Origin of the sequence: Acinetobacter sp. RUH 2624 (assembly GCF_000162375.2) — a bacterium.
GTDB classification, from domain to species: domain Bacteria; phylum Pseudomonadota; class Gammaproteobacteria; order Pseudomonadales; family Moraxellaceae; genus Acinetobacter; species Acinetobacter nosocomialis.
This window is the reverse complement of record NZ_KI391939.1, coordinates 3,134,054-3,147,129: the sequence shown is the minus strand read 5'-3', so window position 1 is coordinate 3,147,129 and position 13,076 is coordinate 3,134,054. Positions and strand designations below refer to the sequence as shown.

Annotated in this window: 15 protein-coding genes; 10 read left to right on the top strand and 5 right to left on the bottom strand. The window is 39.7% G+C overall.

Annotated elements, in window-relative coordinates; genetic code table 11:
* Nucleotides 1-13: 13 nt before the first annotated feature.
* The 4 genes from HMPREF0014_RS26445 to HMPREF0014_RS21405 form a co-directional block, all read right to left on the bottom strand.
* The gene (locus HMPREF0014_RS26445; protein WP_254974790.1) at nt 14-148 is read right to left on the bottom strand and encodes a hypothetical protein; all 135 of its coding nucleotides are present in this window, start codon (nt 146-148) and stop codon (nt 14-16) included.
* A gap of 133 nt (nt 149-281) precedes the next feature.
* Nucleotides 282-998, bottom strand: coding sequence for a ribonuclease PH (gene rph, locus HMPREF0014_RS21415; RefSeq protein WP_001217232.1), 717 nt, complete (start codon nt 996-998; stop codon nt 282-284).
* A gap of 158 nt (nt 999-1,156) precedes the next feature.
* Nucleotides 1,157-2,299 carry an acyl-CoA desaturase gene (locus HMPREF0014_RS21410; RefSeq protein ID WP_082187654.1) on the bottom strand — a complete coding sequence of 381 codons (1,143 nt, stop codon included), beginning with the start codon at nt 2,297-2,299 and terminating at the stop codon, nt 1,157-1,159.
* A gap of 30 nt (nt 2,300-2,329) precedes the next feature.
* Nucleotides 2,330-3,355 (bottom strand): ferredoxin reductase, encoded by a 1,026-nt coding sequence (locus HMPREF0014_RS21405; protein WP_000994531.1) that lies wholly within the window; start codon nt 3,353-3,355, stop codon nt 2,330-2,332.
* 173 nt (nt 3,356-3,528) lie between these two features.
* Between HMPREF0014_RS21405 and HMPREF0014_RS21400 the strand changes: the two genes are divergently transcribed.
* Together HMPREF0014_RS21400 and HMPREF0014_RS21395 are read left to right on the top strand one after the other, a co-directional pair.
* A complete protein-coding gene (locus tag HMPREF0014_RS21400) occupies nt 3,529-4,167 on the top strand; it encodes a TetR family transcriptional regulator (RefSeq protein ID WP_000027529.1) in 639 nt (212 codons plus the stop codon).
* Between the two features lie 136 nt (nt 4,168-4,303).
* A complete protein-coding gene (locus HMPREF0014_RS21395) occupies nt 4,304-4,951 on the top strand; it encodes a TetR/AcrR family transcriptional regulator (RefSeq protein WP_001047028.1) in 648 nt (215 codons plus the stop codon).
* Nucleotides 4,952-5,029: 78 nt separating this feature from the next.
* On the opposite strand, the gene HMPREF0014_RS21390 is transcribed toward HMPREF0014_RS21395, so the two are convergent.
* Nucleotides 5,030-5,647 carry a thiol:disulfide interchange protein DsbA/DsbL gene (locus tag HMPREF0014_RS21390; protein WP_000737567.1) on the bottom strand — a complete coding sequence of 206 codons (618 nt, stop codon included), beginning with the start codon at nt 5,645-5,647 and terminating at the stop codon, nt 5,030-5,032.
* Nucleotides 5,648-5,826: 179 nt separating this feature from the next.
* On the opposite strand from HMPREF0014_RS21390, the gene ubiG reads away from it, so the two are divergent.
* The 8 genes from ubiG to HMPREF0014_RS21350 all read left to right on the top strand — a co-directional run bounded on the left by ubiG (nt 5,827) and on the right by HMPREF0014_RS21350 (nt 13,054).
* Nucleotides 5,827-6,540 carry a bifunctional 2-polyprenyl-6-hydroxyphenol methylase/3-demethylubiquinol 3-O-methyltransferase UbiG gene (gene ubiG / locus HMPREF0014_RS21385; RefSeq protein ID WP_000080760.1) on the top strand — a complete coding sequence of 238 codons (714 nt, stop codon included), beginning with the start codon at nt 5,827-5,829 and terminating at the stop codon, nt 6,538-6,540.
* Nucleotides 6,537-7,238, top strand: a complete 702-nt coding sequence (locus tag HMPREF0014_RS21380; protein ID WP_000973871.1) for an HAD-IA family hydrolase — start codon at nt 6,537-6,539, stop codon at nt 7,236-7,238. Before ubiG ends, HMPREF0014_RS21380 begins: the two co-directional genes overlap by 4 nt.
* 65 nt (nt 7,239-7,303) lie before the next feature.
* Nucleotides 7,304-8,050 carry a YciK family oxidoreductase gene (locus HMPREF0014_RS21375; RefSeq protein WP_000877608.1) on the top strand — a complete coding sequence of 249 codons (747 nt, stop codon included), beginning with the start codon at nt 7,304-7,306 and terminating at the stop codon, nt 8,048-8,050.
* A 217-nt stretch (nt 8,051-8,267) separates the two neighbouring features.
* Nucleotides 8,268-8,678 (top strand): RcnB family protein, encoded by a 411-nt coding sequence (locus tag HMPREF0014_RS21370; RefSeq protein ID WP_000732887.1) that lies wholly within the window; start codon nt 8,268-8,270, stop codon nt 8,676-8,678.
* A gap of 222 nt (nt 8,679-8,900) precedes the next feature.
* Entirely contained in the window at nt 8,901-9,221 is a 321-nt protein-coding gene (locus HMPREF0014_RS21365; protein ID WP_000724538.1) for an RcnB family protein, read from the top strand.
* Between the two features lie 120 nt (nt 9,222-9,341).
* Nucleotides 9,342-10,697, top strand: coding sequence for an amino-acid N-acetyltransferase (argA, locus tag HMPREF0014_RS21360; RefSeq protein ID WP_001142457.1), 1,356 nt, complete (start codon nt 9,342-9,344; stop codon nt 10,695-10,697).
* 333 nt (nt 10,698-11,030) lie between these two features.
* Nucleotides 11,031-11,999 (top strand): sulfonate ABC transporter substrate-binding protein, encoded by a 969-nt coding sequence (locus HMPREF0014_RS21355; RefSeq protein WP_001173275.1) that lies wholly within the window; start codon nt 11,031-11,033, stop codon nt 11,997-11,999.
* A gap of 71 nt (nt 12,000-12,070) precedes the next feature.
* A complete protein-coding gene (locus HMPREF0014_RS21350; protein ID WP_006581410.1) occupies nt 12,071-13,054 on the top strand; it encodes a sulfonate ABC transporter substrate-binding protein in 984 nt (327 codons plus the stop codon).
* The last annotated feature ends 22 nt before the right edge of the window (nt 13,055-13,076 follow it).

Genomic DNA, 13,076 nt, shown 5'->3' with positions numbered 1-13,076 from the left:
TCCTGAGTTCTTATTATGGTGCACAGTGCATTTTGCAATTACTGGTAGGCGGTGTTGTTGGCGATGAATTATCTGAGTCATTATCATCGTTACAAGCACTGAGCATGAGTGCTAAAGATGTAATTAATAAAATTGAAAGTTTTCGCATTGGTTTTTTCCAAACGGTTTAAATGCGAACTACTAATAAAGCGAAAAGGTGACAGGCAAGTGATGTTTTTATGTCGATTTGATGAAGGTATAAAAAAACGCATCCGAAGATGCGTTTTTTAGAAAACTTAAACTTACCAGCCTAAAGCTTCTTGTTGCTTTTTAATAAGCTCGGCAATTCCTTTTTCAGCCATTTCTAACATGGCATTGCTTTGAGCACGGGTAAACGGTTTGTCTTCCGCTGTACCTTGAATTTCAATAAACTCGCCTGCTTGTGTCATCACGACATTTAAGTCAGTTTGACAGTTCGAGTCTTCTTCATAGCAAAGATCAAGTAATACTTCATCTTGATACATACCTACAGAAATTGCAGCAACTAAGCCTTTAAGCGGATCTTGCTTAATTTTTTTCTGTGCAAGTAGAACATTCATCGCATCAACCAATGCTACAGCAGCACCAGTGATTGAAGCAGTACGTGTACCGCCATCTGCCTGAATGACATCACAGTCGATGGTAATGGTATTTTCACCAAGCTTTTTCAAATCAACCATCGCACGTAAGCTACGACCAATCAGGCGTTGGATTTCTTGAGTACGACCAGTTTGTTTGCCACGAGCAGCTTCACGATCACAACGTGAGTGTGTTGAGCGCGGTAACATGCCATATTCTGCTGTTACCCAGCCTTGACCTTGGCCTTTTAAAAAGCGTGGCACTGAGTTATCAATGCTTGCAGTACAAAGGACTTTGGTGTGACCAAATTCGACCAGCACAGAACCTTCAGCATAACGGGTGTAGTTTCGTGTAATTTTCACTTCACGTAATTGGTCTAATGCACGTTGGTCAATACGCATAATCCTTCCTAAATTCTCTTAAATACAAACTTGGGCATAGTATAGCAAAGGATTTTGACAGGTTGAGTTTATTCCCTACTTTCAAATGTAAGTCTGCACTTTTCAGGACTTAAAAATAAAAATAGCCCCTTTTTAGGAGCTATTTATTGGTCTATCTATTAGGCAAATTTGAATTTTGCTTTTAATTTTTCTAATGTCTGCATCACTTTTGCAGTGGTGTGGTTTGGTAATGAGCATTTTACTAAACGCACCCATACACTCCAGAACTGACGCATGAAATTAGCTTCATTGTAGTTAATGCCGTATTCTGCACAGAGTGCCTTAATTTTCGGTGCTACTTCTTTATAGCGGTTGGCAGGCATATCTGGGAATAAATGGTGTTCGATTTGATGGCTTAAATTACCACTCATAAAATGAAGCCATTCTGTACCACTAAAATTACTTGAACCACGAATCTGACGTAAATACCACTCTGCCTTAGTTTCAATGTCGGTATTATCCGGCTCAAACGTTTCTGCATCTTCAGTAAAGTGACCATTAAAAATCACAGCAGATGACCACAAGTTACGAATAATATTAGCAACTACATTGCCTGCAAAAACCGGTAAAAACATAGGACCAGAGATCACAGGGAAAAACACATAATCTTTTAAAATTTGGCGCGTTGCTTTTTTACGGACCTTAGCCGCATCTTTCCACACCTGTTTCCAGCTTTTGGTTTTATAAACTAATGCATCTTCAAGATGTAGATTTTGTACACCTACATACCATTCAAAGAAAAACATTAACTGTAGAGCCAAAGGAATATTAAATAGGTGACGAGGTTCCCACTTCTGTTGATCACTTACTCGCAAAATACCATATCCGACATCGTGGTCTTTACCAACAATATTGGTATAGGTGTGATGTACATAGTTGTGTGTTTCACGCCAGTCATCACCAGAGGCAATGGTATCCCAATCGTAAGTATTACCATTCAGACTTGGTTCATTTAACCAGTCAAACTGACCGTGCATAACGTTATGACCAAGTTCCATGTTTTCTACAATTTTAGAAATACCCAGTAAACCTGTACCCAATAACCAGACAGGAGGAATCCAGCCACAAAACATCAACATGCCACGTGATGCGATTTCGGTATAGCGAACGAAGTTACGGACTTTGTAGATATATTTTGCATCTTGCTCACCAAGACTTTGCATAACATCTTGACGAATCTGTTCAACACGACGGCCAAATTCTTCAATCTGCTCAGGGGTTAAATGAGCAGATTTAGAAACGGTAGAAAATTCTAATGCCATATTCATAGGGTTAATCCTCTTTAATTCTTTTTATAGATCAATCGTGACGGGGCTTAATGCCTGGCTCACGCATAGTTTAATTGGACGGTTCGGTTGGTCTTCAATTTCACCTGTTAACAGGTTTTGAGTAACTCCGCTTACCTTGGTACAGCTGCATTTATTGCAGACACCCATACGGCAACCATATTGTGGGCGTAAACCAGCTTGCTCTGCACTGCTAAGTAAATTCGTTTCAGCTAAAAACTCGTGTTGAGCACGGCGGAAAATAACAGGCTGTGCTGCATGTGTACCAGTCACTTGAAGTGGTTGGAAATATTCTTGGTGAAGCTGAGACTGAGCACCTTTTTGCGCATAAATTTCATTCGCCTGCTGCATCATGCTGTGGTGCCCACATATATAGGTCGCAGTCTGCGCAAAATCTGGAACCAGCTTTTGTAGTAAGCTTTCCGTTAAATGTTGTTTTTGCTCGCTGGTATTAAAAAAATGATATTGAAGCTGTGGATGCTGTTCTGCCAAAGCTTTTAATTCGGCATGAAAAATTTCTGCACGATTAAAATAAATGACATGGATTTGTTCAAGCTGCTGTTTTAAAGCTTGCTGCAAGAGTGAATAAATTGCAGTAATACCACTTCCTGAGGCAATTAAAATCGCAGGCTGCTGACCTTGATGTAAAATAAAATCACCTTGTGGCTGTGAAATCTCAACACACTCGCCTACATGTAATAGTTGAGCTGCACGAGACACCAAGCCTTGTATTTTAATACCTAAAGCGATTTCACCTTGAGTGGTTACCTCAATAATCGAATAGCTACGTTGTTGGTAAACGCCATCGATAAGCAACGTCAGTAGAATGCTTTGTCCCGCTCGAACTTGATCGAAATTAAAATTACGATTTGGTTTAAGCTTGATCAGTACCATATCGGTATGAAGCGGCTGAACAGCGGTAACTTCTGCAAGTACCCTTTTCCAAGCCCAAGTCGCGTTAATTTTCTGCAAAACAAAATCAACGAAATCTTCTCGAACCCAATGTGGTTGATAGTTAAGTGTTGCGTTCATACGTTCCTCTTTTGTTTCTGGCTATTTATTTGAGTGAACACATGTTCGTATAGTGAACATATGTACACTATATTTATAAGTGTTCACTCAGTCAACACTTGTTCACTATTTTTTTTATGAAAGTTTGCTCTTTTTTGTTAGACTTTGGCTCACGGTTTAAATAGGTTTTTTTAATGTCGATACGGGATGAACGAAAACAGCAAAGTCGTCAGGCACTTCTCGATGCAGCCTTGCATCTGAGCACGTCTGGGCGTTCGTTCAGTAGTATCAGTTTGCGTGAAGTTGCACGTGAAGTGGGTTTAGTGCCAACAGCGTTCTATCGTCATTTTCAAGACATGGATGAACTCGGGAAAGAGTTGGTTGACCAAGTTGCCCTACATTTAAAAAGCGTTTTACATCAACTTGGCCAGAGTTATTTACAGCACAAGTCTGCAAAAACCCAAACCAGTATTGAACTATTTGTACAGGCAGTGAACCATAGCCCTAAACAGTGGCAATTTATGATTGCTGAACGTTGGGGTGGTTCAGAAACGGTCCGTGCAGCCATTGCTAGAGAAATTGAATTTTTGATTGAAGATCTCACAACAGATCTGACTAAACTCGAGAATTTTAAACATATTCAAAATCCTCAAGACTTAAATGTCTTATCTACCATTTTGACCAATATGTCATTTACATGGGCAATGACGTGGCTCAACCTCGCCAAACAATATCAAGGTGAGCAACTTAAACAGCAACAAACCGCGTTTATTGAAAATGCGTCTACACAAGTTCGCTTACTGTTTAGAGGCATTGCTAACTGGGAACGGTAAAACTGGCAAATGACAAAAAACAGGTTATGTGTTAATACGTAAAGAGTGAAAGAAAAAGGCGAAAATTTCAAGAAAAGTCTTTTTCTTTTTACAGGAAGTAAACTATTCGTTAGGCCAAACTGGTGTGGGAATACCTATGAATCTTGATCGTCATACACAGTTTTTGATGCGCAAAGAAAAAATTCTAAGCGTTGCAGAAAAATTGTTACTAGAAAACAATCAGGAAATTACTCTAGATGAATTAGTGGCCGAGCTAGATATTGCAAAAGGTACGCTTTATAAGCACTTTAGAAGTAAAAATGAACTTCTGCTTGAATTGATTATTCAAAATGAAAAACAAATTTTAGAAATTTCTCAAAAATATAATACTGATTTTAAAGAGTATGCACCACGGTACATGCTCCACCATTTGCTCACACCGGGAAAAACGATTTTATTGCATCAACTTGAAGAAAATCTGACGATGACAGAGTCTAAGTTGAAGCATCTTTTTGAAGAGCTTTATGAAGTTCGTCAACAACGTATTCTAGCGATTAAAGACATTACAGAAAGTTATTTAAAATCATTAAATTATGATATGTCGATTCGTGACTATTTATCTTATATCTGGTCACTCACTTACGGTGCATCGTTGCTTTTAAACTCGACTTATTATCAGCGCTCGATTGGTTCTCGCCAAAAATTAATTAATTTATATATTAACCAAGCATTATCACTACCTACCCAAACCACCAATTTTGATGCGCTAAATTTTCAGATTGAAGACGAGACTTCTCAAAATTAATTGAATTATTTCGTGATTATGAAATAAATTTTATAAAAAAAGGGCTTCTTATGAAGCCCTTTTTAAAGCAAAAAACTATTATTTTGCCTTACGTTCTTTTTCAATTAAGTAATTAAGGACTTGAGTGACTTTACCATCTTCACCCTGTACAACATATTTACCATTAACGACAACTGCTGGAACACCTGTTAATTGGTACTGTTGAGCAAGTTTATTTGACTCGGCAACTTTTGCAGTTACAGCAAATGAGTTGTAAGTGCTATTAAATTTTTGTTCAGGCACACCGTAACGAGTAAAGAATTTAGCCGCAGAAGCCTGGTCAAAAATCTGCTGACCATTCACCTGAATTGCATGGAATAATGGTAAATGCGTGCGCTTACGTACACCTAATGCCTCAGATGTATAGTAAGTACGTGCCCCTTGTTCCCATACTTTGTTCATGGCTGCTGGCGTACGCACAAAACGTACATCACTCGGAATTTGTTTTAACCACGTTTGCATATGTGGTTCAAGTTTAAAACAGTGCGGACAGCCATACCAAAAGAACTCACGAACTTCGATTTTCCCCGGTACTTCCACTTTGCCTGGATTGGCGATGACGGTGTAGTCTTTACCAGCAACAAAATCTGCTGCCATTGCACTACCCGATACGGCCATAATTGCTGCACTCAAACCACCCAAAACCAATTTTTTCATTGTTACAGCTTTTCCTCTAAGTTGTTATGCATTAGCTTATGCCCTAAATATAAAACAAATATGCTAAATTCGTTTTGCTTCTGTGAAGTTTTTTATTGGGTTTATCGCTTTTTTCCCAATAATCGCTACACTAACGGCGAACTACATCAAAAAGATAACCCAAGTTTAGAGGTGACACCATGTCGCAATTGAATGTTGATTTACAAGAAATCGCAAAATTTGAAGCACTTGCTGCCAAATGGTGGGATCAACATTCTGAATTTCGCCCACTTCATCAAATCAATCCTTTACGCTTGAACTGGATTGATGAACGTGCAGGTGGCCTTGCCGGTAAAAAAGTACTTGATGTCGGCTGTGGCGGCGGTATTTTGGCTGAAAGCATGGCACGTCGTGGAGCAGATGTACTGGGCATTGATATGGGTGAAGCACCTTTAGCCGTAGGTCGTTTGCATGCTCAACAAGAAAATGTTCAAAATATTGAATATCGTCAAATTCCAGTTGAAGAGTTGGCGCAAGAACAAGCAGGCCAATATGATGTGGTCACTTGTATGGAAATGATGGAACATGTTCCAGACCCGGCATCCATTGTGAAAGCATGTCAGACTTTGGTTAAACCAGGTGGCCATGTGTTCTTCTCGACCATCAACCGTAACCCGAAATCTTATTTATTCGCCATTATTGGTGCTGAATATGTGCTGCGCATGCTGCCAAAAGGTACGCATGATTATCACAAGTTTATTCGCCCATCTGAAATGGCACATGACATTCGTAATGCAGGCTTAACTTTAAAAGAAATGACAGGCTTGCTCTACAACCCAATTACGAAGCGTTATTGGTTAGCACCAAATGTTGATGTTAACTATATGGTTCACACAATAAAGACAGGTGCATGATGAAAGCTGTTTTATTTGATTTAGACGGCACTCTCATCGATACGGCTGCCGACTTTATTCGTATTATTCAACAAATGTGCCGTGATGCAAGACGCCCTGTTGTAGAAGCCGATCTTATTCGTACACAAGTGTCTGAAGGTGCCCGTGCCATGGTCAAATTGGTTTACCCAGAGCTGGATGTGACCAATCCAATTTTCTTGGCACATCGACAAAATTTTTTAGATTTGTATGGCAATAATATAGTTGTCGATACTGACCTGTTTGAAGGGATGTATCCACTTTTAGAAGAGTTAGAAGCTCAGCAAATTCCGTGGGGTATTGTCACCAATAAACCACGTGGTTTAAGTGAATCTCTTCTAGAAAAGTTAAACCTGACGGAACGCTGTGCGGTTTTGGTATGTCCTGAAGATGTTTCTAAAACCAAGCCAGACCCGGAACCAATGTATTTGGCTGCAAAGCAGTTAAATATCCCGGCAAATGAAATCATTTATGTGGGGGATCACCCACGTGATATCGATGCTGGCCGCAATGCTGATATGTATACCATCTTGGCAGCTTATGGCTATTTACCTATCGAACATCGGGATGATTTAAACGCTTGGCAAGCCGATTCGATTGTAAATACGGTGACAGAATTACACGAGTTGTTACGTCAAAAGCTTCCTGCTCTACAGGAAAATCAGCGTATGATAAGTTAACACAAGAGTTTTATAAGCTTTTTTAACGGTTACTTATATCAATATAAAAAGAAGGAGGTTTACCAATGAAATATTCAGAATATCAACCTCGTCCGGATCTACTCAAAGATCGAATTATTTTAATCACTGGTGCTGGTGATGGAATTGGGCGAGCTGCGGCCCTCAGTTATGCTTTACATGGTGCAACTGTCGTCTTGCATGGTAGAACCTTAAATAAACTTGAAGTAATTTATGATGAAATTGAAGGTTTAGGCGCGCCTCAGCCTGCTATTTTACCCCTCCAGCTTTCGAGTGCTTCCGATCGCGATTATGACTTTTTAGTAAGTACGCTAGAAAAACAATTTGGTCGTCTGGATGGCATTTTGCATAATGCAGGTATTTTGGGTGAGCGGGTAGAACTTGCACATTATCCAGCAGAAGTATGGGATGATGTGATGGCAGTCAATTTACGTGCACCTTTTGCTTTAACCCAAGCTTTATTACCGCTACTACAAAAGTCAGAAAACGCTTCTGTCGTATTTACCAGCTCAGGTGTAGGCCGTGAGGCACGCGCGCTCTGGGGTGCGTATTCTGTCTCGAAAGTCGCGATTGAAGCGGTGAGCAAGATTTTTGCGGCTGAGCATACTTATCCAAATATTCGCTTTAATTGTATTAACCCAGGAGCTACACGTACTGCCATGCGTGCTAAAGCTTATCCTGAAGAAGATCCGAAAACATTACCAACACCGGAGTCCATCATGCCGGCTTATCTTTATTTAATGGGTGAAGATAGCTTAACGCTCAATGGGCAAAGTATTGATGCACAGGATTAAATAATTACAGATGAAAAGCTAAAATAATTTATAGCCGATCATCACATCTGGCTTGGCTATACCTGAAAAGATATATACAAGCCTTTTTTATTATTGAGAAAAACGCTGGATTTATCCGTAATTTTAATTGAAGCATTAAATGATCTTCACAGTTTCTCTGCATTTTGCGCGTACAGTATTCAACATGAGAGACATCAGATGTAAACGAGGATGCATCATGAAAAAGTTGTTCACCATCTTAGCCCTTTGCATCACTGTACTGACCACCAGTATGGCTAGCTTTGCTGATCCTCCTTTTGACCGAGGACATGGCCCGAAAGGTCCTAAAGGCGGACCTCGTGGTGAATGGAATGATCGTGGGCATAAATTTGACCGTGACGATAATGGTGATCGTGTTCGCGATGAACGCCGTATGCGTGAGGAACGTGGCTTTGAGCGTCTGAAACAACATCGTTGGCAGCCAGGTTATGTGATGCCACAGCACTATCGTGGTAATGGTTATAAAGTCGACTATAAAGACAATAACTTACCTAAACCCGATCGTAACCAGCAGTGGTACAAAATTAACAATGACTATATTTTAGTCGACACGGACTCTAACAGTATTGTGAGTATTCGCGGTTTCTAAGATAGATAGCTCCTCACTATCGCTTAGTAGGAAAGGATGAAGCTGATCGGCTTTATCCTTTTTTTATTTTTATATCAATATGATATAAAAATTTAAATCTTCTAAATTTCTTCTTATTTCATAGAAAATTTTCACATTTATTATTCTTCGCCTTCACGATTTATCTGTAATTTTTCACTAATCTTCAATTATCGAAATTTAATAGATCATTCGAGGTTTACGATGAAAAAGATAACAACAGCAATTATTCTTTCAATGAGTGGTTTAATCGCAACAACAGCAATGGCTGCGCCTCACGACCATTATCACCACCAAGGATATGAGACAAAAACAGTCAAAGTTATCCATAAAGATGATCATGCGAATATTTGGCGTGCAGGCCAAGTTGTACCGCATCAATACCAACATCCACGTTATGTCATTGACTACCGTTCACACCAGAAATTGACTAAGCCAGGTCGTTATCAAAAATGGTATAAGGTGAACGGAAATTATGTACTCGTAAATGAGCAAAGCCATAAAATTATTAAAGTAATTCGTTAAGTTCATAAAACATCTAACACCCAAAGCTAATTTGGGTGTTTTTTTATCTAAAACATGCGACTTTGAGCTTTTTTGTTTAGAATCCTCTTTATATCTTTTTGCTGTTGATTCGAGATCGGTATGCCAACTAAGTCTTTAGAGAAATCACATAATAATACCCAGCATTATGTACATTGGTTCCGACATTCAGCACCCTACATCAATGCGCATCGTGATAAAACTTTTGTTTTAATGTTTGGCGGTGAAGCAGTCCGCGATCCTAATTTCGAACATATTATTCACGATATTGCCTTATTACATTCTCTTGGCATCCGTTTAATCTTAGTGCATGGCGCACGTCCACAAATTAATCACAACCTTAAAGAAAAAGGGATTGAAACCCCTTTTTATGATAACTGCCGTATTACTACACGCGAATCTTTAAGCTGTGTCATGAGTGCTGTAGGGTCTATTCGGTTAGAAATCGAAGCATTGTTATCTATGGGCTTAGCTAACTCTCCAATGTATGGCGCTCGAATAGATGTCGTATCAGGTAATTTCGTAACCGCTAAACCTTATGGTATTCGTGAAGGAATGGATTTTCAGCTTACAGGCGAAGTTCGTTCAATAGATACAGACGCGATTGAACGTCATCTTGATAACAATAATATTGTTTTACTTGGCCCAACGGGCTATTCAACCACAGGTGAAGTATTTAATTTAAGAGCTGAAGAAGTTGCAACCAAAACTGCGACTTATTTAAAGGCAGATAAATTAATCTTTTTAGGTGAGCAACAAGGTTTACCTAACGAAGATGGGCAATTACTGCGTGAATTAAGCCCACACCAGCTTGATTACTATATTCAACAATACCAAACCACACACCCAACTCTAACCCTACATTTGCAAGAAGCAAAAAAAGCATCTTTATCGGGTGTACATCGTGTCCATCTAATTTCTTATTCTTATGATGGTGCACTTATTGAAGAACTCTTTACGCGTGATGGTGTGGGTACCATGATTACCGATGCGCATTATGAAGAAGTTCGTATGGCGCATATTCAAGATGTCGGCGGCTTAATGAACCTATTACGCCCGTTAGAAGAAGAAGGCATTTTGGTGTATCGCTCACGTGAACGTTTAGAACAAGAAATTAACCAGTTCGCTGTCATTGAACGAGACGGTATGATTTTGGCCTGCGCTGCCCTTTATCCAATTCCGACTGAGTTTAATGAAACACGTTCAGCAGAAATTGCTTGTGTGGCAGTACACCCAAGTTATCGTAAATCAAACCGTGGCAGCCAAATTCTGCAATTTCTCGAAGAAAAGGCCAAACAACAAGGCATTCGTCAATTGTTCGTTTTAACCACCCGTACCGCACACTGGTTCTTAGAGCACGGTTTCCATCAGGTGAGTGTGGATGACTTACCAAATGCCCGTCAGGCACTTTATAACTATCAAAGAAATTCTTTAGTCTTTAAAAAATTGCTTCCCTAGACTATGCATTTTTTAAGATATTCTTATTTCAGATAAGCTTAGTCTAAAAAGTACAACCATAAAGGTAATTAATGTATGGTTGTACTTTTTTTAAATCTTTAAATTTTATTCTTTTAATAACTTTTACTTTATTTACATATACTTAAATATCTTTTTATAAATATTGTCCTGTTCAATAAATCATTTTTTTGCATAAGTTTATCGCCGAAAGTTTTTAGCTTTTTTTTGCATAAATAAAGACTGAATATTTATTTTTTACGAAATAAAAATCCCTTTAGGGTATCTGCTCATCCAATTATTTTTCTTTTTCTCTTTCGGGGAGCACAAAACCACATGGCACTTTTTAATTCCACTTCATGGGCAAAATATTCAGTCATTGCTGCCAGCCTTGCGGGAGTGATGATGCTAGGTGGTTGTGCCAAAAAAGAGGAGCACACCACGACAACTTTAAATATCGGCTATCAGAAATATGGCATCCTTCCTATTCTAAAAGCACGTGGTGACTTGGAAAAAGCACTCAAAGATCAAGGCGTACAAGTGAAATGGGTCGAGTTTCCTGCGGGACCTCAATTACTTGAAGGCCTAAATGTAGGAAGTGTTTCGTTAGGCGAAGCAGGTGAAGCACCACCTATTTTTGCTCAAGCAGCCAATCCAAATTTAGTCTATGTCGCAAATCAACCTGCTGCACCAAAAGCAGAAGCGTTATTAGTACAAAAAGATTCTCCAATCCAGTCTATTAAAGACTTAAAAGGAAAACGTGTCGCACTGAATAAAGGTTCGAATGTTCACTACCTTTTATTAAAAGTCTTAGAAGCAAATCACTTGAGCTTAAGTGATATTCAACCTGTTTATTTACCACCATCAGATGCGCGTGCAGCCTTTGAAAAAGGAGCTGTCGACGCATGGGTGATTTGGGATCCGTTCTTTGCAGCAGCTGAACATCAAATTCAGGCCCGCGTTCTGGCAACAGGTGAAAACTTGGTAAGCAATCATCAGTTCTACTTAGCTGATCGTAAATTTGCAGAAAATAATCCAAAAGTTCTGAACACGGTTGTACAAACGCTAAACCAGACAACTGAATGGGTCAGCACACACCAAGATGAGGCTGCCAAGCTACTCGAAAAACCTACGGCACTTGAGTTTGATGTACTCAAAACGTCTATTTCACGTATGGGTTTTGGAGTTCAGCCAATATCTGACAAGGTAGCTCAAGAACAACAATATGTAGCTGATGCCTTCTACGCGCAAAAGCTCATTCCCAACAAGCTCACCATTCAAGAAGCCATTTTAAAACTGAAATAAACCCAGCTTGGGCACAGCTTAAATAACGATATAAATGCTGTGCCTTGTGTTAAGGGAACAAGGATATCAATATGCAACATCAGTCATTATTTAATAAGAGTCAGTGGACCCAGTTAGTTAAGCGCTTTAGCGCGGTCGTTGTATTAGGTTTAACAATCGCAGCACCTGCTTGGGCAATTGACCCAACAGTGAAAGAACTTCGTATTGGTTTTCAAAAAAGTTCGATTAACTTCGTGATTGCCAAACAGCAAAAACTATTTGAACAAGAATTTCCAAATGCCAAAATCACTTGGAATGAGTTCCCCGCTGGCCCTCAAATTTTAGAAGCCTTAGCTGTTAGCTCACTCGATGTTGGCGTTACTGGAGACACGCCCCCGGTCTACGCTCAAGCCGCTGGCAAGCCTTTATATTACATTGCTTATGAAGCAGCCAAACCATTGGCCTCAGCAATTTTAGTTCCCAAAAACTCACAACTAAAACAGCTTAAGGACCTAAAAGGTAAACGTATTGCGCTACAAAAAGGTTCTAGCTCACATTACCTACTTGTACAGGCCGTACGTAAAGCAGGCTTAAAATGGAGCGACATTACCCCAATATGGCTCACACCTGCCGATGCTCGCGCTGCATTCCAAAAGGGTGCTGTTGATGCATGGGCAATATGGGATCCGTACTACGCTTCAGCACAACTAGAAGACCAAGCTCGTGTTCTTGCATCTGGTAAAGGCCTAAGCCCGAACTATACCTTTTACTTAGCCGCTCCAAATTTTGTTAAGCAATATCCAAAAGCTGTTCCAGGACTCATCAAGCAGATCAATCAAGCTGACAAATGGGTCCAAAGCCATCAAGCAGAAACTGCAAGTGCGATTGGCCAAAGTACAGGCCTAAAACCTGCGACCAGTGACTTATTTATTAAACGCCGTCCACGTCCATCATCGGCAGCTCCACTTAACAGCAAAGTCATTGCTGAACAACAGCAGCTTGCAGACATCTTTACTCAACAAGGCATCATCCCTAAACCAATCAGCATTAAACAAGCTGTTTGGGGTGCCAAGTAATTTCAATAGATATATAGGTAAT

Coding starts and splice junctions, on each gene's coding strand:
- HMPREF0014_RS21355 (WP_001173275.1), top strand. CDS start 11,031: ATGGCACTTTTTAATTCCACTTCATGGGCAAAATATTCAGTCATTGCT.
- HMPREF0014_RS21405 (WP_000994531.1), bottom strand. CDS start 3,355: ATGAACGCAACACTTAACTATCAACCACATTGGGTTCGAGAAGATTTC.
- HMPREF0014_RS21395 (WP_001047028.1), top strand. CDS start 4,304: ATGAATCTTGATCGTCATACACAGTTTTTGATGCGCAAAGAAAAAATT.
- HMPREF0014_RS21370 (WP_000732887.1), top strand. CDS start 8,268: ATGAAAAAGTTGTTCACCATCTTAGCCCTTTGCATCACTGTACTGACC.
- HMPREF0014_RS21375 (WP_000877608.1), top strand. CDS start 7,304: ATGAAATATTCAGAATATCAACCTCGTCCGGATCTACTCAAAGATCGA.
- HMPREF0014_RS21410 (WP_082187654.1), bottom strand. CDS start 2,299: ATGGCATTAGAATTTTCTACCGTTTCTAAATCTGCTCATTTAACCCCT.
- HMPREF0014_RS26445 (WP_254974790.1), bottom strand. CDS start 148: ATGCGAAAACTTTCAATTTTATTAATTACATCTTTAGCACTCATGCTC.
- HMPREF0014_RS21400 (WP_000027529.1), top strand. CDS start 3,529: ATGTCGATACGGGATGAACGAAAACAGCAAAGTCGTCAGGCACTTCTC.
- rph (WP_001217232.1), bottom strand. CDS start 998: ATGCGTATTGACCAACGTGCATTAGACCAATTACGTGAAGTGAAAATT.
- HMPREF0014_RS21365 (WP_000724538.1), top strand. CDS start 8,901: ATGAAAAAGATAACAACAGCAATTATTCTTTCAATGAGTGGTTTAATC.
- ubiG (WP_000080760.1), top strand. CDS start 5,827: ATGTCGCAATTGAATGTTGATTTACAAGAAATCGCAAAATTTGAAGCA.
- HMPREF0014_RS21380 (WP_000973871.1), top strand. CDS start 6,537: ATGATGAAAGCTGTTTTATTTGATTTAGACGGCACTCTCATCGATACG.
- HMPREF0014_RS21390 (WP_000737567.1), bottom strand. CDS start 5,647: ATGAAAAAATTGGTTTTGGGTGGTTTGAGTGCAGCAATTATGGCCGTA.
- argA (WP_001142457.1), top strand. CDS start 9,342: ATGCCAACTAAGTCTTTAGAGAAATCACATAATAATACCCAGCATTAT.
- HMPREF0014_RS21350 (WP_006581410.1), top strand. CDS start 12,071: ATGCAACATCAGTCATTATTTAATAAGAGTCAGTGGACCCAGTTAGTT.